Below are 18,572 nucleotides of genomic sequence, written 5' to 3'. Positions count from 1 at the left end.
CGTCCTGCCGTTCCATGCCCACCATGACTCTGCGCCAGCGCCTCGAAAACCTTCCGGTCGGCCGCAAACTGCTGCTCGCCCTGCTCGTCCTGCTCGCCGCCGTGCTGCTGGTGTCCAACCTGGCGTTCATCAGCGCGGCCTACTGGATTTCCCGGCAGAGCGTGGCGCCCCAGGCCATGCACACCCTCGGCGAGCTGTTCGCCACCGAGGAGCTCAGTGCGCGGGCGCTGGCCTCGCCGGAGTCGGCCAGCGCCCTGCTCGAGCGCCTGGATAACTACACGCCCCTGCGGGCGGCGGTGATCTATGACCGCGACGGCAACAGCCTGGCACAGCTGCAGCAGGGCGACCGGCTACGCCTGCCTGGCCAGTTGAGCGAGGTGGTGCAGTGGCGTGCCGGTGAAATCCGCGCCAGCCTGCTGGTCGAACTGCCCCAGCCGGACGGCCGCTCCGGGCACCTGCTGATGGTCGCCAGCAGCGAACTGCCCGGGGCCTTCTACACCGGCACGCTGACGGCGAGCCTGGCGATCCTGCTTGCCAGCCTGCTGCTCTGGGTACTGGTGGCGCGGCAGATCCGCCAGCTGATCACGCGCCCGATCCGCGATCTGGAAGCCCTGTCGCGCCAGGTGACCCGCGAGGAGAACTACTCGCTGCGCGCCACACCGAAGAACCAGGACGAGATCGGCCGGCTGGCCGATGCCTTCAATACCATGCTGTCGCGCATGGAGGCGCGCGAGCAGCAGCTCAAGCGCGCCCGCGACGATGCCCAGGAGGCCTTCGATCACGCGCAGGGGCTGGCTGAGGAAACCCGCCACTCCAACCGCAAGCTGGAGCTGGAGGTGCAGGTACGCAGCAAGATCGAGCAGAAGCTCACCGGCTTCCAGAAATACCTCAACAACATCATCGACTCGATGCCCTCGGCACTGATCGCCCTCGACGAGCAGCTCTACGTCACCCAGTGGAACCAGGAAGCCACCGCCCTCTCCGGCACACCGCTGGACGATGCGCTGAACCAACCGGTCTTCGTCGCCTTCGAGCCGCTCAAGCCGTTCCTCGCGCAGATCCGCCGCACCTCCGAGCACCATGAGGTGGAGAAGATCGAGCGCGTGACCTGGCACCGCCATGACGAGCCACGCCACTACGCCCTGACCTTCTATCCACTGACGGGCGCTGGCGGCCGCGGGGTGGTGATCCGCATCGACGACATCACCCAGCGCATCAACATGGAAGAAATAATGGTGCAGTCGGAAAAGATGCTCTCGGTCGGCAGCCTCGCTGCCGGCATGGCCCACGAGATCAACAACCCGCTCGGCGCCATCCTGCACAACGCGCAGAACATTCGCCGGCGCCTGTCGCCGGAACTGGAACGCAACCGCGAGGCCGCCGAGGAGACCGGGGTGCGCCTGGAGGCGGTCAACCAGTACCTGCATCGGCGCGAGGTGCCACAGCTGCTCGACGGCATCCAGCAGGCCGGCTCGCGCGCGGCGAAGATCGTCAGCCACATGCTCAGCTTCAGCCGCATGAGCAATCGCCAGTTGGCCGACTGCCACCTGCCGCTGCTGATCGACCAGGCGCTGGAGATCGCCGGCAACGATTTCGCGCTGCTGGACAGCTTCGACTTCAGGGCCATCCACATCGTCCGCGAGTTCGATCCGCGCGTGGATCGGGTGCCCTGCATCGGCAACGAGCTCGAGCAGGTGCTGCTCAACCTGCTGAAGAACGCCGCCCAGGCCATCCACCACAACCAGGGCAAGGAACCCGGCCAGATCATCCTGCGCACCCGGCTGAACCCGCCGTGGGCGGAAATCCAGGTCGAGGACAACGGCGGCGGCATCCCGGAGCCCGTGCGCAAGCGCATTTTCGAGCCGTTCTTCACCACCAAGGAGGTCGGCCAGGGAACCGGACTGGGGCTTTCCGTTTCGTATTTCATCATCACCAACAATCACCAGGGCCAGATGGAAGTGCAGTGCCAGCCCGGCCACGGCTCCACCTTCACCCTGCGCCTGCCGCTGAACTCGCCCGCCGAGCCGGTCGAGGCCTGAACAAGGAAACCACCCATGGGCAACCGACTGTCGAAGATCTACACACGCACCGGCGATCGCGGCGAGACCGGCCTGGCCGACGGCCGCCGGGTCGCCAAGGACCATCCGCGCGTGGAGGCCATGGGCGAGGTCGATACGCTCAACAGCCAGCTCGGCCTGCTGCTCGCCGAACTGGCCGCCGAACAGGCGCAATGCCCGGGGCTGGGCGAACTGCTCGAAGTCCTCGGGCCGTGCCAGCACCGCCTGTTCGATCTCGGCGGCGAGTTGGCGATGCCCGCCTACCAGGCGCTGGACGAGGCGGAAATCAGCCGACTGGAGCAGGCCATCGATCGCTGGAACCAGGAGCTGGGGCCCCTGAAGGACTTCATCCTGCCCGGCGGCTCCCGGCTGATCGCCCTCGCCCACCTGTGCCGCAGCCTGACGCGCACCGCCGAACGGCGCTGCCAGCAGTTGAACGCCTGCGAGGCCGTGCGCCCGGTGTTGCTGGCCTACCTGAACCGGCTGTCCGACGCCTTGTTCGTCGCCGCCCGGCTGGTCGCGCGACGCCAAGGTTGCGCGGAAATCCTCTGGCAACCGGCGGCCACGGCCGATGCGGATGCCTGAACAGCCGCAAAGCAGGCAGGCACGCCGGCGCGATGGCGTGCATGCCGCCTGGGAAGGCTTCATCGTCCTGCTGGTCTGCCTGAACCTGGGGCTGATCCTGTTCGACAGCCTGTTCGTCCTGCAGCCCATCAACGACTTGCTGCTCCGCTGGCTGCCGCGCCTGCACGAGCGCTACGACCGCTACATCCACGTCCATTTCCAGTACATCGACCTGGGCTTCGTGGCGGTCTTCGTCCTCGACGTGCTGCTGGGCTGGACCGTCGCCCTGTTCGAGCGGCGCTACGCCCGCTGGTACTACTACCCCTTCGCCCACTGGTACGACGTGCTCGGCTGCATCCCGCTGGCGGGCTTGCGCTGGTTGCGGGCCTTGCGCATCGGCGCGCTGCTGGTCCGCCTGCAGCGCCTGGGCCTGATCGACATGCGCGGCTGGGCGGTCTACGGCTTGTTCAGCCGCTACTACTACCTGCTGATCGAGGAACTCGCCGACCGCGTGATGGTGCGCCTGTTCGGCCGCCTGCAGCAGGAGATCGGCGCCAGCGACGACCTTTCCCGACGCCTGCTGCAGGATGTGGTGCGACCGCGCAAGCAGCGCCTGCTGAACGATCTGTCGCGCCGCCTGCAAGGCATGCTGGAAACCGGCTACCGCGACAATCGCGGCGCCCTCGAAGGCTACGTCAGCCAGCTGATCCACCAGGCGCTCGCCGACAATCCGGAAATGCATGCCCTGCGGCGCCTGCCCCTGGGCAACCGCCTGGCCACGACCCTCGACGAGGCGCTCAGCGATATCGCCGCGCGCCTGCTGCAGGGCGCCGTCGACGGCTTGCGCGGCGCGCAGTTCCAGGCGCTGGCGAGCAACCTCGCCGACGAATTCTTCGAGGCCTGGGTCTACCAGGACGAGAATACCGACCTGGCGCTGGAGGAACTGCTGGTGGACGTCATCGAAGTTCTCAAGCAGCAGGTGCTCGATCGCCGCTGGAGCCGCTTCGTCGGCCCTACGCCACCGCCGACGCCGCCGACGTGAGCACGGGTATTTGGCATTGCGCTGGTCGGATCTACGAGCCGATGAGCGGCTCGCAACCGGCGGCGGTCTTATTGCCCAGGCGGGCGCCAATGATCATCTCGGTGGCCCAATTGACCAGGATCGAGGTATAGGCCTCCTGGCAGCGCTCACTGCTCAGGGCGTGGTCGGCACCGTCGATGATGCGGTGGGTCAGCGAATGGGTGCGCTGGAACGCGGCCCGGTAGCTCATGATGGTTTCATGGGGCACGAAACTGTCGTGCTCGGACTCGACGATCAGCACATCGCCATGGAACGCGGCGCAGGCGGCCAGGACCCGATTTTCCTCCGGCCTGACCCGGCTGCTGCGCAACCGGTTGAGCGCTTCGCGGTCCAGCTGGCGCTTGGGCAGGCTCCAGTCCTCGTCGAGATACAGGGCCGGTACCCTTAGCCCGAGCCACTTGACCGGCCGTAGCGAACTCAGGATCGCCGCCAGGTAGCCGCCATAGCTGGTGCCAACGACGGCGATGGCCGCCGGATCGATGTGCGGGTGCTCGGCCAACAGATCGTAGGCGGCCAGCAGATCGTTGAGATTCTGCTCACGGGTCACCGTCTCTTGCTGCGCACGGGTCAGCGCATGGCCGCGCAGGTCGAACGACAGGCAGATGCAGCCGAGCCCGGCGATTCCACGCGCGCGGCTCAGGTCACGCTGCTGGCTACCGCCCCAGCCGTGAACGAAGAGCACGCCTGGCATCTTCGGCGGCGGCGAGAGGAAGGTGCCGGCAATGTGTTCATCATCGACCAGGATGTCTACCGTCTCACTATGGGTTGCCATATTCCTCCACCATTACGTATTTGGTGATGAATCCAACCTCCGCGTCTTCATCGCGGTACAGCACGCAGGCGCCCTCGGGCGGGACCTGCCGTGGCCCATAGAGCTCTCGCGAAGAGGCGCGCACCGCCCGTCCCGGCACGCCCTTGGCGAAGGCTTCCAGCGCGGCAATCTCGGCGCTGCTGGCACCGCCGATGCGCCAGGACTGTTCGAGCACGCCGGAGCGGGGCTGGCCCCGGCCGTCGATGCCCTGGGCGATGTCGTAGTTGCGGCGCGACGCGAAGAACTGTCGATAACAGGTCGAAGCGGCCTGGTCATACACCTGCGCCTGGCTGACCGCCAGGCGCGTGGTCTCCGGCAGGTCCATCGCCAACAGCGCATCGAAATCGCCTTCGACCACCACCAGGTCCGAGCCGCCGTAGACCTCGTTGCCGGCGTTGTCGCGGGTCAGGCACTGCGTGCCGTGATAGCTGACCTGCCGCCCGCCGACCCGGATCTGGCCGACGCTGAAGGTCGTCACCCGCTCCAGATGCGCTTCCATGACCAGGCCGTACTGGGCCAGCTCCTGCTCGTCGAGGGCGAGCAATGCCAGGTCGAGCGCGTCGATATCGTCGATGCGCTGCTGGCCGCGCCCGCCGGTCGCGCGCACCGGCTTGATGCGCAGCGGCCCTTCATTGAGCAGGCGCCGACCCGCATCGCGCGCATCCTCCAGGCTGAAAGCGCTGTATCCGGCCAGCACGCTGCCCTTGACCTGCGCGCCGAAGTCACGTGACCAGCCCACCGGCGCCACGGCATCCGGGCGCACCAGCGGATGGGTGATCGCCTTGGTTTCGACGAACGCTTGCGGCACCACGCCGCCGAACAGATCGCCCTCTCCCAGCAGCCCCAGCGCATGCGCTTCCCGCACGCCCACGACGGTACCCGACGGCACGAGATACGGATGAATCTCATAACGACGCGCAGGGTCGTATTCGCCGCCATAGTGCAGGCCCAACAATGCCGCCAGGCGCTCGGCCAGCGCCACATGGACGATTCGTTCATGCTGGGGCTCATCGGCCCGATTGGCATAGGTCATCACGGCCCGACGCGGGCACGTATCCGCATTCATCATTCGTGGACAGCTCCATGGACTGCTCGAACATGTGCGCCAGCCGCCTGAAGACGGCTGCGCGCTCGCTTCCACCTGAACGGCAGGGCACTGGCCCTGGCGGATCCGGTGTTCAGAAATAGACCCTGGACGGGGCACAACGATCCGTCACGAAGGTCATCGCCTCTATGCGACAAAGCCCAAAAGCATCGCCGCGAGGGCGCGCCGCTCACAAAAGCAGCCTGTGCGCACTGAACCCTGTGGGGCGCCCTCGCGGCGACTGCAGGCCGCAGGCCGGCCGAAGCGCCAGACACAAAAAAAAGGGAGCGGACTCGCATCCGCTCCCTTTCCAGGGGGTGCCGCTACAGCAGCTGGCCTCAGGCCGGGGCCGACGTCCGGATCAGGTGATCGAAGGCGCTCAGCGAGGCCTTGGCCCCTTCGCCCATGGCGATGACGATCTGCTTGTATGGCACCGTGGTCACGTCGCCCGCGGCGAATACCCCGGGGAGGCTGGTCTGGCCCTTGGCGTCGACGATGATTTCGCCGTACGGGCTCAGTTCCACGCTGCCCTTGAGCCAGTCGCTGTTGGGCAGCAGGCCGATCTGCACGAAGATGCCTTCCAGTGCCACGCTGTGCATTTCATCCGTGGCGCGGTCCTTGTAGAGCAGGCCGGTGACTTTCTGCCCGTCGCCCTGGACTTCGGTGGTCTGCGCCATTTTCAGGATGGTGACGTTGGGCAGGCTCTGCAGTTTGCGCTGCAGCACCGCGTCGGCCCGCAGGCCCTCGCCGAACTCCAGCAGGGTGACGTGGGCGACGATGCCCGCCAGGTCGATGGCCGCTTCCACCCCGGAGTTGCCGCCGCCGATCACCGCCACGCGCTTGCCCTTGAACAGCGGGCCGTCGCAGTGCGGGCAGTAGGCGACGCCACGGCCACGGTATTGCTGCTCGCCGGGCACGTTCATCTCGCGCCAGCGCGCACCGGTGGCGAGGATCAGGGTCTTGGCCTTGAGTTCGCCGCCGTTGTCGAACCGGACGCGGTGCAGGCCGTCTGCGCCGGCCGGGATCAGCTGGCTGGCGCGCTGCAGGTTGAGGATGTCGACGTCGTACTCGCGCACGTGCTCTTCCAGCGCGCGGGCCAGTTTCGGCCCTTCGGTTTCCTTCACCGAGATGAAGTTCTCGATGGCCATGGTGTCCAGCACCTGGCCGCCGAAGCGCTCGGCCGCGACACCGGTGCGGATGCCCTTGCGCGCGGCGTAGATGGCCGCCGCGGCGCCGGCCGGGCCACCGCCGACCACCAGCACGTCGAAGGCGTCGCGGGCCTTGAGTTTCTCCGCGTCACGGGCGCTGGAGCCGGTGTCGAGCTTGGCGAGGATTTCTTCCTCGCTCATGCGGCCCTGGGCGAAGGGTTCGCCGTTGAGGTAGATGCTCGGCACCGACATGATCTGGCGGGCTTCGACTTCGTCCTGGAACAGCGCGCCGTCGATGGCCACGTGCTTGACGTTCGGGTTGAGCACGGCCATCAGGTTCAGCGCCTGGACCACGTCCGGGCAGTTCTGGCAGGACAGCGAGAAGTAGGTTTCGAAGCGGTAGTCGCCGTCGAGGGCCTTGATCTGCTCGATGACCTCGGGCGCGGTCTTCGACGGGTGGCCGCCGACCTGCAGCAGGGCCAGCACCAGCGAGGTGAATTCGTGGCCCATGGGGATGCCGGCGAAGCGCAGGCCGATGTCGCCGCCGAGGCGGTTGAGGGCAAACGACGGTTTGCGCGCATCGTCGCCATCGGTCCTGAGGGTGATCTTGTCGCTGAGGCCGGCGATGTCCTGCAGCAGGCCCAGCAGCTCTTGGGATTTCTCGCCGTCATCGAGGGACGCGACGATCTCGAAGGGCTGCGTGACCTTCTCCAGGTAGGCTTTCAACTGGGTCTTGAGAGTGGTGTCCAACATGATCGACGGTACCCTACGTGCGAATTTCAGTTAATAAAACGCCCGGACGGGTCGCGTCCAGGCGTCGGGTTGGTAGAGGCCGGGTCACGGCCTCTCCAGCATGCAAGGCAGATAGGCGAAGCCTTAGATCTTGCCGACCAGGTCCAGCGACGGAGCCAGGGTCTTCTCGCCTTCTTTCCACTTGGCCGGGCAGACTTCGCCCGGGTGCGCGGCGGTGTACTGGGCGGCCTTCAGCTTGCGCAGGGTTTCGCCGACGTCACGCGCGATTTCGTTGGAGTGGATTTCCAGGGTCTTGATCTGGCCTTCCGGATTGATGATGAAGGTGCCACGCAGGGCCAGGCCTTCTTCGGCAATGTGTACGCCGAAAGCGTTGGTCAGCTGGTGGGTCGGGTCGCCGATCAGCGGGAACTGCGCCTTGCCAACGGCCGGGGAGGTTTCATGCCAGACCTTGTGCGAGAAGTGGGTGTCGGTGGTGACGATGTATACCTCGGCACCGGCCTTCTGGAACTCGGCGTAGTTGTTGGCCGCGTCCTCGATCTCGGTCGGGCAGTTGAAGGTGAAGGCTGCCGGCATGAAGATCAGTACCGACCACTTGCCCTTCAGGGACTCTTCGGTAACTTCGATGAACTTGCCGTTGTGGAAAGCGTTGACCTTGAACGGTTGGACTTGGGTGTTGATCAGAGACATCTGCTAACTCCTTCAGGGGGTTCAGAAATTTAACGGGGCCTACGATAACGCAGCCAGTCGCATACGGTTAATTGATTAAGAGAATAGGCAAAATTACTTTTCCCTATCGAAGCTCGTATAACGGGCGACCCTGTGCCATCGACCGGCAATCGTCATGCAGGTTCAGCGGGCCATAGCGCTCTTATCGCCGCCACACCCTGTGCGCCGGCCCGCCATGCATCGGGCAGGTGCGCCGGGGTCATGCCGCCGAGCACGAAGGCTGGCTGGTTGAAGCCCTGCAACAGCTCCGTCACCCGCGGCCATCCCAACGGACACGCCTCGGGATGCGTCGGCGTCGCCAGTACGGGTGACAACGTGACGAAATCTACGCCCAATGCCGTGGCCATGGCCAGCTCTTCGGCATCATGGCAGGAGGCCGCCAGCCATTGCCCGGCCGGAAGCGGCCGGGCCTGTCCCGCATGGCGTCGAAGCTGCTCGGCCGTCAGTTGCCAACCGGCGGCCGGAAACCCGCTCGCCCACTCCAGCGGGCCCTTGAGCATGAGCTGCGCCCGCCCGGCGCACAGGGCCAGGGCGTCGGTCGCCAGCGCCCGGTAATCGGCGTCGGACAGCGACGGTGCGCGCAGCTGGAGCAGGCGAATGCCGGCATCCAAGGCTCGCGCCAGGCCGTCCAGCAATTGCCGCGGGGAAGCATCGTCGGGGGTGATCAGATAGCGATCGGGCAAGCGCGCGGCGGCGACGATCGGCCGGTTCGCCGCCGGGAAGGCGTAGTCCGACAATCGTGCCGGCGCGACCCAGGCCAGCGGCTGGCCTTCGGCGCCGTGCGGCTCGCCGGAAAATGCCGATACCTCCCAGACATCCAGCAGGACGTGCTTGTCCGGGTAGTCGTGGCGCACCTGGATCAGCGGCCGCGCCGCCGTCACGCCGATGCCCAGTTCCTCCAGCAGTTCGCGCGCGAGCGCGGTCTCGACGGCCTCGCCCGCCTCGACCTTGCCGCCGGGAAATTCCCACAGCCCGCCCTGGTGTTTGTCGAGCGGCCGCTTGGCGATCAGTACGAGACCGTCCGCACAGCGGACGACCGCGGCTGCGACATGGATTCGTTTCATAGGTCAGGTTTCACGCTGCATGCTGTAGGAGCGCGCCATGCTCGCGAACCCCGGCCACGCAGAGTCATCGCGGGCATGGCCCGCGCCTACGAAAGCGCGCGCCCGCCTACCACAGCACCGCTTTTTCACGTGCGGTATTCGGCGTTGATCCGCACGTACTCGTGCGACAGATCGGTGGTCCAGATGGTCTCGCTGCAGGCGCCACGGCCCAGTTCGATGCGAATGGTGATTTCCTCGCGGGCCATCACCGCCGCCCCCTGTTCCTCGGTGTAGCTGGCCGCGCGGCCACCCTGGCTGGCGATGCAGACCTCACCGAGATAGACGTCGATCCTGCTCACGTCCAGCTCCGGCACACCGGCATAGCCCACCGCGGCGAGGATACGGCCCCAGTTCGGATCGGAGGCGAACAGCGCGGTCTTGATCAGCGGCGAGTGCGCGACGGCATAGCCGACGTCCAGGCATTCCTGGTGGTTGCCGCCGCCGTTGACCTGCACGGTGACGAACTTGGTCGCACCTTCGCCATCGCGGACGATGGCCTGGGCGACTTCCATGAATACCTCGAACACCGCCTGCCGCAGCTTGGCGAACAGCTCGCCGGCCGCCTCGGTGATTTCCGGCAGCACGGCCTGGCCGGTGGCGATCAGCATGCAGCAGTCGTTGGTGGAGGTGTCGCCGTCGATGGTGATGCGGTTGAACGACTTGTTCGCCGCATCGCGCACCAGATCCTGCAGCACGCCCTGCGCCACCTTGGCGTCGGTGGCGATGTAGCCGAGCATGGTCGCCATGTTCGGCCGGATCATGCCGGCGCCCTTGCTGATGCCGGTCACCGTGACGGTCACGCCGTCGTGCTGGAACTGCCGGCTGGCGCCCTTGGGCAGGGTGTCGGTGGTCATGATGCCGCTGGCGGCAGCGGCCCAGTTGTCCACGGACAGGTCATCGAGCGCCGCCTGCAGGGCGGATTCGATCTTCTCCACCGGCAGCGGCTCGCCGATCACACCGGTGGAGAACGGCAGCACCGCCGCCTCGTCGACGCCGGTCAGCGCTGCCAGGGCGGCGCAGGTGCGGCGGGCATTGGCCAATCCCTGCGGCCCGGTCCCGGCATTGGCGTTGCCGGTGTTGGTCAGCAGGTAGCGCACCGCGCCGTGCATGCGCTCGCGGGTGACCAGCACCGGCGCCGCACAGAAGGCGTTGGTGGTCGTCACGCCGGCCACGCGCGAGCCTTCGGCACAACGCATCACCACCACATCCTTGCGGCCGGGGCGCTTGATGCCGGCCGAGGCGATACCGAGTTCGAAACCGGGAACCGGATGCAGCGTGGGTAAAGGACCAAGACCGACCGCCATGGATACGCTCCTTCAGACGTTGAATGGCCCGCGGGCCATGAGGAAAACGGGGAGAAAAACGCCGCGAGCGGCAGGACCGGTCGCGGCGCGGGTTCACATGGAAAGGTTCCGCTTACTGGACCTGTCCATGGCAATGCTTGTACTTCTTGCCCGAGCCACATGGGCAGGGCTCGTTGCGGCCGATCTTCGGCTCGGTGCGCACCGGTGCCACGGCGACGTCGGCCTGGCCTTCGGCCTCGGCCTGCTCCTCCGGTTGCTCCAGCGCGGAGACTTCCGCATGTTGGAACTGCATGCGGCGCGCCAGTTCCTCGGCTTCGCGGCGCAGGCGCGCCTCCTCTTCCGCCGGGTCTTCGCGGCGTACCTGGACATGGGACAGCACGCGGATGCTGTCGCGCTTGATGGAATCGAGCAGATCCTGGAACAGCGCGAAGGACTCGCGCTTGTACTCCTGCTTCGGGTTCTTCTGTGCGTAGCCGCGCAGGTGGATGCCGTGACGCAGATGATCCATGGTGGACAGGTGCTCCTTCCACAGATCGTCCAGCACGCGCAGCACGATCTGCTTCTCGAAGGAGCGCAGCGCCTCGGCACCGGCCATCTCTTCCTTCTCGCGATAGGCGTCGAGCAGGGCCTGCATGATCTTCTCGCGCAGGGTTTCCTCGTAGAGCTTCTCGTCCTCGTCGAGCCACTGCTGGATCGGCAGGCGTACCCCGAAGTCGCTGTAGAGCGTGGCTTCCAGGCCGGGAATGTCCCACTGCTCCGGCAACGATTGCGGCGGGATGTGCCCCCCGATGGCGGCATCCAGCGCTTCCTGGCGGAACTCGACGATGGTCTGGCCGATTTCATCGGCGGCCAGCAGGCTGTTGCGCATGTGGTAGATGACCTTGCGCTGCTCGTTGGCGACGTCGTCGTACTCCAGCAGTTGCTTGCGCATGTCGAAGTTGCGTCCCTCGACCTTGCGCTGCGCCTTTTCGATGGCATTGGTGACCATGCGGTGCTCGATCGCCTCGCCAGACTCCATGCCCAGCGCCTTCATGAAGTTCTTCACCCGGTCGGAGGCGAAGATGCGCATCAGGTTGTCTTCCAGCGACAGGTAGAAGCGGCTGGAACCCGGGTCACCCTGGCGCCCGGCACGGCCGCGCAGCTGGTTGTCGATACGCCGCGACTCGTGGCGCTCGGAGGCGATCACGTGCAGGCCACCGGCCTCGAGCACCTGCTGGTGGCGCGTCTGCCAGTCCGCCTTGATCCGGGCGACCTGTTCCTCGCTCGGATTCTCGAGGGCCGCCACCTCCACTTCCCAGTTGCCACCGAGCAGGATGTCGGTACCGCGGCCAGCCATGTTGGTGGCGATGGTCACCGCGCCCGGCCGGCCGGCCTGGGCGATGATCTCGGCTTCCTTGTCGTGGTGCTTGGCGTTGAGCACCTTGTGCTCGATGCCTTCCTTCTCCAGCAGGCGCGAGACGTACTCGGAGGTCTCGATGGTGGCGGTGCCGACCAGCACCGGCCGGCCCTGCTCCCGGCATTCCTTGATGTCGGCGATGATCGCGGCGAACTTCTCTTCCTGGGTCAGGTAGACCAGGTCGTTGAAATCCTTGCGCGCCAGCGGCTTGTTGGTCGGGATGACCACCACCGGCAGGTTGTAGATCTGCTGGAACTCGAAGGCCTCGGTATCGGCGGTACCGGTCATGCCGGAGAGTTTCTTGTACAGGCGGAAGTAGTTCTGGAAGGTGGTGGACGCCAGGGTCTGGCTTTCCGGCTGGATCTGCAGCCCTTCCTTCGCCTCGATGGCCTGGTGCAGGCCCTCGGAGAGACGGCGGCCGGGCATGGTACGGCCGGTGTGCTCGTCGATCAGCAGCACCTGGTTGTTCTGCACGATGTATTCGACGTTGCGATGGAACAGCTTGTGCGCGCGCAGCCCGGAATAGACATGGGTCAGCAAGCCGAGATTGTGCGCCGAATAGAGACTTTCGCCCTCGGCGAGCAGGCCGGCCTTGGTCAGCAGTTCCTCGATGAACTGGTGGCCCTGCTCGTTCAGTTCCACCTGGCGGGTCTTCTCATCGACGGTGAAGTGGCCTTCCTGGGTAACGACGCCCTCTTCCTCCTCGATGTGCTGCTTGAGGTGCGGGATCAGCTGGTTGATCTGCTGGTAGAGCTTGGAGCTGTCTTCGGCCTGGCCGGAAATGATCAGCGGGGTGCGCGCCTCGTCGATCAGGATGGAGTCGACCTCGTCGATGACGGCGAAATTGAGCTCGCGCTGGTGCTTCTCCTCCAGGCTGAACGCCATGTTGTCGCGCAGGTAGTCGAAACCGAATTCGTTGTTGGTGCCGTAGGTGATGTCGGCGGCGTAGGCGGCGCGCTTCTCTTCCGGCGGCTGGAACGGCGTGACGATACCGACCGTGAGGCCGAGGAATTCGTACAACGGACGCATCCAGTTGGCGTCGCGACGTGCCAGGTAATCGTTGACCGTCACCACATGCACGCCTTTGCCGGCCAGCGCATTCAGATAGACCGCTAGGGTGGCGACCAGGGTCTTGCCCTCACCGGTGCGCATCTCGGCGATGCGGCCTTCGTGCAAGGTCATGCCACCGATGAGCTGAACGTCGAAATGGCGCATGCCCATCACACGCTTGCCGGCCTCGCGGCAGACGGCGAAGGCCTCGGGAAGGATCTGGTCGAGGGTTTCGCCTTTATCGAGACGGGCCTTGAACTCTTCGGTCTTGCTCCGCAGTTGCTCGTCGGAAAGCGACAGCATCCGCTCTTCGAGGGCATTGACGGCCTGCACCGCCTTGAGCATGCGTTTGACCTCACGCTCATTCTTGCTTCCAAAGAGTTTCTTCAATAAAGGCGCAAACATATCGACAAGGACTTCCATGCTGGGGATGGAGGCACGGCCGTGGACCTCACGGCTGCGTGCAAAGCGGCCATTCTACTCGGAAACGACAGTGAGGAAAGGTGCCTGACCGCGCAGCCCGGCGACGCCGCGAAGCCACCGGCGCTTGACCGCATGGTCATCGCCGCCACCGGAGCTCGCCGGACTGGCCGGCCCGAAGCGGGCAGCGGCGCATCGACCATGACCGGCCTGGAAGCATCGACGCGATGGCGCGAAAGCTTCTGCTACCATGTCGGCTCCTGCGTTCAAGACATACCGCCATGGCCTTTCGTCCGTCGCCGGCCCGCGCTCCCGCCGCCCTGCTGCGCGAGGCGAAGCCGCTCAGAGCACTATTCGGGGAAGCCCTGCGACTCGACCGCCTGCAGCAACTGCTGGAAAGCCAGCTGCAGCCGGCGGCGCGCGAGCATTGCCGCGTGGCCACCTGGCGCGAGGGCAGCCTGCTGCTGATCGTCACCGATGGCCACTGGGCGACGCGCCTGCGCTACCAACAGCGTCGCCTGCTGCGTCAGCTGCAAGCGTTCGAGGAGTTTGCCGGGCTGGCCCGCATCCAGATCAAAGTGCAGCCAGCGCCACCGCCGCGGCATATGCCGCCCCGCACCCAGCCGCTTTCCAGCAACGCCGCCGACAGCATCCAGGCCGCCGCCCAGGGTATCCGCGACCCCAAACTGCGCGCCGCCCTGGAACGCCTGGCCAGCCATGCCCAGCATGACGCCTGAGATCCGTCCCGCCGGTGCCGTGCATCGGCCATCGCGGGGCAGCACCCGTGCCCGGGGTCGGCTGGCGTTTCGCTCGCGGCCACGCCGGACTCCAAAGGCCTGCGCCGAACCATCCACAGCCCCCGGCTACCCGACTCCCGGAATCCGACCATGCTGATTGGCGCCCTGCTCGTCCTCACCTGGCTGATACTGCTGATTCGCTACCCGCTCAGAGCGGTGCCCGTCTCGTTGGGGGCCGCGCTGGGCCTGGTACTGATTGCCGGCTGGGTGCTCTGGCAAGAGCATCGTGAAGAACAGTTGCTGGCCCAGCTCGAGTTGCGCCTGGTCTATGCCCCCGAGCGCTGTCCCGGTGCCCAGCCGCTGTACACGAGCCTGCACAACCACAGCGACAAGCCCCTGCAGGAGCTGCGCTGGGAGGTCGCCGTCTATGCGCCGGGCTCGCGCACCAACCTGGCACGCGCCACCTTCGAGGCCCCGACCTATCAAGGGCCCGGCGATTTGCAGAGCGGTGCGCACTGGGAATCCTGCCTGCCCTTGCCGCCGCTGCGCAGCGGTTATCGCGCCGCCACGCTGGAATTTCGCGCCGAACGCCTGCAGGGCCGTTTCGCCAACTGACGCGACCTTCGCTGCGCACGGGCACTGTTCATCTTCGCCCGGCCGGCTTACACTGTACAAACAAACAGTATATTTCTGCCAATTGACCGAGGTGGTAAATGGCCGTCGAAGTGGTGTACCGCAGCAGCCGGGACCTGGAGCGTTTGTTCATGGATAAAGCCGAAGCCGATCGTCACGACAAGATGCTGGAGCTCGCCGAAGCGCTGGCGGCAGTGTTGCGGCATGCATCGCCCACGCTGAGCGAACAGCAGGCCGAAGACCTCGGCATCTATATGGCCAGGCACCGCGAACAGTTCGCCAAGGCCTTCAAGAACAACCCCGACGCCCTTTCCGAATTGCCGGGCGAGACAGCCTGAGCGAAGAAGGGCCGCCAGGCAGGACGCGCCATGGCGGTTGGCCTCGGGTCAGGCCCTCGTCGCACACGGGAAACTTGTCACCGTCTTGCCGGGTCCATTGCTGGCAGCCCCTCACACAGGTACTCAGGCATGACCAGCTCATTCCAGAAGATCAGCGATGTGTTTCGTCCCCACTACAACGTCAACTTCAGCATCGAGAAACCGGACGGCAGCATTCTACTGACCCTGACCGGAGCCGAGGGGGTGGCCGTGAAGCGCTTCATCAGCGCCGAGCAATGGCGGGACCAGCAACAGTTGCAACGCTTGATCACCAGCCTGCAATTCAGCCTCGCCATCGAGCGCGGCGAGCAGGCCCCAGCCATACCGGGCGAAAGGCTCCAGCCCGCCGCCCTGTAACGCCTCGCCTGATTGCCTGCAGGCTGCCGTACCGTCCGCGTTTCAGCGCCACAAAAACAAGAACGCCCCACCCCTTCCGCCTGTCGCCCCTCGAGGGTGTGCAGCGTGCCGCCGTGCCTGCAAGCAGACCGGCGGCCCGGCATCGGCGACCGTCAGAGCCAGGCCAGCGTCTTGGCCTTGGCCACCGCCTGCGTTCGGCGCGCGACTCCCAGCTTGGTGTTGATCCGGCGCGCATGGGTCTTGACCGTGTGCAGCGAAATGAACAGCTGCTCGGCGATCTCCTGGTTCGAACAGCCCTGGGCGATCAGACGCAACACGGTCAGCTCACGGTTGCTCAGCAGCAGATTGTCGGGCACCGGCCCCGCTTCATCCGGCTCGCGCTCGTATTGCAACAAGCGATCGCGCAACGACTCGCCCTTGGCGGCAGCCGGCATGACGCGCGCCAGCCAGAGAGGCTGGCGATGCTCCAGCTCGTACAACGGCTTGACCAGCTGCTGGCGGGCCGCTTCGCCGAGCGCCAGGCGCAACTCCTGTTCCGCCTCGGCCGTCTGGCCGCTGGCCTGCAGCGCTTCCGCCAGCGTGAAGCGGCACTCGCACGCCAGCCCCAGGCGCTGCGCACGCAGGTTCTGCTCGACCTGCCCACGCAACGCCATGATCGCCCGCTCCGGATGCCCCTCGAGCACATCGATCACCGCCAGGTAGCGGCGCAGCCTTGGCAGCAGTTCGTAGAAGCCCGATGGCGCCAGATAGCCCTTGCCCTCGTAGAGCTCCAATACCTGGCACAGCACCGCACGTGCCTTGCGCAACTCGCCCTGGTGCAACCAGGCGACGCCGGTAATCAGCAGCAGGATGCCGCGAAAGCGCGCCTCCGGCACATGCCGCCACTGCGTAAGCCGCTCGGCCTCGCGCAGCCAGTGATAGGCGCAGGAAAACTCCTGGTTGCGCGCGGCCAGCTCCGCAAGCCCGACATAGCCGAAGAAGCAGTACGAATCGCCGCAGGTTTCCGTCTCCACCTTGCCGCGCTGGTACGCCTCCTGGGCGGGCTCATCGAGCCCCTGATAAGCCAGCAGGTGGCCCTGCAGGAGCTGCAGCCGGCCGATGATCGGGCTATGGCGCACCGTTTCGCGCAGTGCCTGCAGCGCCTCGTCCAATACGCCAACGGCGCGCTCGAATTCGCCGGTAAGTTCGAGCAACTGGATGCGATCGACGCTGAGCATCACTTCGTAGAGCACGCTCCCCTTGAGGCGCGCAAGCTTCATGCCCTCGCTGTTGTAGTGTTGCGCCAGCTCCAGCTCGCCCTCGGCCATCGCCTGCTGCGTCAACGCCTGGTAGCACAACACGCGCTGCGCCCAGGCATGATCGGACAGGACTTCGAGCGCCTGCAGACAATTCTCGCGCGCCTCCGGCTCACCCCGCAGGCGCGCCAGGAAGCCCCGTAACGCCTGCCATTGAGCCAGCAGCTGGGCCTGGCGCCGGGCGTCCGGCTGGGGAAAGAACTTGGCCAGTTCGGCCAGGCACTCATCCACCTCATCGAGGCGCGCCGAGACGATCAACGCCCAGCCCTGCAGCACGATCAGCCGCGTGGTGCTGGCGAACAGATCCTGGGGTAGCTCGCTGCGCCACTTGAGAAAATGCGAGACGTTGTCACCGATCAGCAGTTGTTCCTGCCCGTAGCGCTGCAGGTAGTTGGCGGCCACCTCCGGCTGCCCCGCCCACAATGCATGCTCCACGGCTTCGCGCATCTCGCCGCGGCTGGCGAACCACTGGCAGGCGCGCAGGTGCACCTGGGTCGGCGAGACCGCCTCGCTGGAGCGCTGCAGCATCAGCGCCAGCGGCTTCCACAGGCGGAACCACTCGCCGCAGTTGTCGATCTGCCGGATGAACAGCTGGAACGTCTTGAGCACATCGAGAATGTCGCTGCCCACACCGTCGAGCACGTGGTCGCAAAGCTCCGCGGAGAAGCGTGGCATGCGCGCCAGCGCCATCAAGGCTCGCCGGACTTCGTCACTCTGCCCCGCCAGCACCTCGCGCTGCACGTAGTCGCGCAGCAGTGGCGTGCCGGCGACCAGGCGCTCGCGCAGCGCCTGTTCATCGGCATTGAGCAGCATCAGGCAGACGCCCGCCGGCCAGCCTTCGGTACCGCCGAGCAGTTGCTGGAAGCTCTCGCGCGGCAGCGCCAACCGGTGCATCTTGAGCAGCTGTTCGAGCTCCGCCGAAGTCAGTGCCAGGGCCTCCGCCTCCAGTTCGAACAGATGGCCCTGCAACAAGAGCCTCGGCAGCTTCCAGGCCGGCTGGCGGCGACTGGTCACCCACCAGCTGACCGAGGCCGGCCCCATGTCCAGCAGCATATCGAGGCAGGCATCGAGTTCGGGGCTGCGCTCACGCGGATAGTCGTCCAGCATGATCCACAGCGGCTGCCGGGCGCTGCGCAACAAGGCCAACAGCCCGTCCTGGACACTGGCGTCGCGCTCCAGGCTTTCCGACAACGCGACAGCCAACTGGGCGTGCAACGCCTCGGGGGAGCAGGTACGTCCGCCCAGGTCAAGCCATATCAACTGCGTATCCGCCGGGACCAGGCGGGCGCACTCGCTCATCAGCACGGTCTTGCCGAAGCCGGCGGGGGCACAGATCAGGCGCAACCGGCAATCGGCGGCCAGTAGCGCCTCGATCAACCTCGGCCGCGGTATGTGGACAGGTGGCAGACGTGGAATCGTAGCGACTTGCCCCTGAGCGCCAGCCTCTGCGCTGAGCGCATCAGGAATGAAGCGTACGGACATGGCAATGGTTCTCTTGTTCGAATCAATCCATTGAAACACAGCGCACGCCATCGACCGGACCTTGCGGCCCGATCACGACGGCGATGCCCGCTCATGCCGACATCGCGGGATGCAACGCTGCAGCAATTGCACCGCTTTGTCGACCCGTGCCGCTCAGCTGCCGCGCCGACTGGCTGCAAGCCGAATGAACGAAA

General features: G+C 66.0%; 15 protein-coding genes. 7 read left to right on the top strand and 8 right to left on the bottom strand.

Features of this window, described 5'->3' with window-relative positions:
- The first annotated feature begins 23 nt into the window (after positions 1 to 23).
- The 3 genes from CXK94_RS07625 to CXK94_RS07615 are packed head-to-tail and all read left to right on the top strand — an operon-like array spanning position 24 to position 3,663.
- Positions 24 to 2,039, top strand: a complete 2,016-nt coding sequence (locus tag CXK94_RS07625) for a sensor histidine kinase (RefSeq protein WP_102894065.1) — start codon at positions 24 to 26, stop codon at positions 2,037 to 2,039.
- Between the two features lie 15 nt (positions 2,040 to 2,054).
- Positions 2,055 to 2,642, top strand: coding sequence for a cob(I)yrinic acid a,c-diamide adenosyltransferase (locus tag CXK94_RS07620; RefSeq protein ID WP_037043607.1), 588 nt, complete (start codon positions 2,055 to 2,057; stop codon positions 2,640 to 2,642).
- On the top strand, positions 2,635 to 3,663 hold the full coding sequence (locus CXK94_RS07615) for a hypothetical protein (protein ID WP_037043605.1): 1,029 nt from the start codon (positions 2,635 to 2,637) through the stop codon (positions 3,661 to 3,663). Before CXK94_RS07620 ends, CXK94_RS07615 begins: the two co-directional genes overlap by 8 nt.
- Positions 3,664 to 3,694: 31 nt before the next feature.
- Here the strand turns inward: CXK94_RS07615 and CXK94_RS07610 are convergent, their stop codons facing one another.
- The 7 genes from CXK94_RS07610 to secA all read right to left on the bottom strand — a co-directional run bounded on the left by CXK94_RS07610 (position 3,695) and on the right by secA (position 13,482).
- Positions 3,695 to 4,474 carry an alpha/beta hydrolase family protein gene (locus CXK94_RS07610; RefSeq protein ID WP_037043602.1) on the bottom strand — a complete coding sequence of 260 codons (780 nt, stop codon included), beginning with the start codon at positions 4,472 to 4,474 and terminating at the stop codon, positions 3,695 to 3,697.
- Entirely contained in the window at positions 4,461 to 5,582 is a 1,122-nt protein-coding gene (locus CXK94_RS07605) for a DUF3182 family protein (RefSeq protein WP_102893875.1), read from the bottom strand. Before CXK94_RS07605 ends, CXK94_RS07610 begins: the two co-directional genes overlap by 14 nt.
- Positions 5,583 to 5,935: 353 nt before the next feature.
- Entirely contained in the window at positions 5,936 to 7,498 is a 1,563-nt protein-coding gene (ahpF, locus tag CXK94_RS07600) for an alkyl hydroperoxide reductase subunit F (RefSeq protein WP_102893874.1), read from the bottom strand.
- A 123-nt stretch (positions 7,499 to 7,621) separates the two neighbouring features.
- On the bottom strand, positions 7,622 to 8,185 hold the full coding sequence (gene ahpC, locus CXK94_RS07595) for an alkyl hydroperoxide reductase subunit C (protein ID WP_021208079.1): 564 nt from the start codon (positions 8,183 to 8,185) through the stop codon (positions 7,622 to 7,624).
- A 152-nt stretch (positions 8,186 to 8,337) separates the two neighbouring features.
- Positions 8,338 to 9,288, bottom strand: a complete 951-nt coding sequence (locus tag CXK94_RS07590) for a Nudix family hydrolase (protein ID WP_102893873.1) — start codon at positions 9,286 to 9,288, stop codon at positions 8,338 to 8,340.
- 125 nt (positions 9,289 to 9,413) lie between these two features.
- The gene (gene argJ, locus CXK94_RS07585) at positions 9,414 to 10,631 is read right to left on the bottom strand and encodes a bifunctional glutamate N-acetyltransferase/amino-acid acetyltransferase ArgJ (protein ID WP_037041191.1); all 1,218 of its coding nucleotides are present in this window, start codon (positions 10,629 to 10,631) and stop codon (positions 9,414 to 9,416) included.
- Between the two features lie 112 nt (positions 10,632 to 10,743).
- Positions 10,744 to 13,482 carry a preprotein translocase subunit SecA gene (gene secA / locus CXK94_RS07580; protein WP_037041188.1) on the bottom strand — a complete coding sequence of 913 codons (2,739 nt, stop codon included), beginning with the start codon at positions 13,480 to 13,482 and terminating at the stop codon, positions 10,744 to 10,746.
- Between the two features lie 296 nt (positions 13,483 to 13,778).
- Between secA and CXK94_RS07575 the strand changes: the two genes are divergently transcribed.
- The 4 genes from CXK94_RS07575 to CXK94_RS07560 all read left to right on the top strand — a co-directional run bounded on the left by CXK94_RS07575 (position 13,779) and on the right by CXK94_RS07560 (position 15,601).
- Complete coding sequence (locus CXK94_RS07575) at positions 13,779 to 14,234, top strand: DciA family protein (protein WP_037041185.1); 456 nt, start codon at positions 13,779 to 13,781, stop codon at positions 14,232 to 14,234.
- Between the two features lie 150 nt (positions 14,235 to 14,384).
- Positions 14,385 to 14,849 (top strand): multidrug transporter, encoded by a 465-nt coding sequence (locus CXK94_RS07570; protein WP_102893872.1) that lies wholly within the window; start codon positions 14,385 to 14,387, stop codon positions 14,847 to 14,849.
- Between the two features lie 98 nt (positions 14,850 to 14,947).
- Positions 14,948 to 15,205, top strand: a complete 258-nt coding sequence (locus tag CXK94_RS07565) for a YebG family protein (RefSeq protein WP_037041179.1) — start codon at positions 14,948 to 14,950, stop codon at positions 15,203 to 15,205.
- 129 nt (positions 15,206 to 15,334) lie between these two features.
- Entirely contained in the window at positions 15,335 to 15,601 is a 267-nt protein-coding gene (locus tag CXK94_RS07560; protein WP_102893871.1) for a DUF3509 domain-containing protein, read from the top strand.
- 152 nt (positions 15,602 to 15,753) lie between these two features.
- Here the strand turns inward: CXK94_RS07560 and CXK94_RS07555 are convergent, their stop codons facing one another.
- The gene (locus CXK94_RS07555) at positions 15,754 to 18,378 is read right to left on the bottom strand and encodes a LuxR C-terminal-related transcriptional regulator (protein WP_102893870.1); all 2,625 of its coding nucleotides are present in this window, start codon (positions 18,376 to 18,378) and stop codon (positions 15,754 to 15,756) included.
- Positions 18,379 to 18,572: the final 194 nt, after the last annotated feature.

The sequence above is a fragment of the Stutzerimonas stutzeri genome, assembly GCF_002890915.1.
GTDB classification, from domain to species: domain Bacteria; phylum Pseudomonadota; class Gammaproteobacteria; order Pseudomonadales; family Pseudomonadaceae; genus Stutzerimonas; species Stutzerimonas stutzeri_AF.
This window is presented reverse-complemented; position numbering and strand designations above follow the sequence as displayed.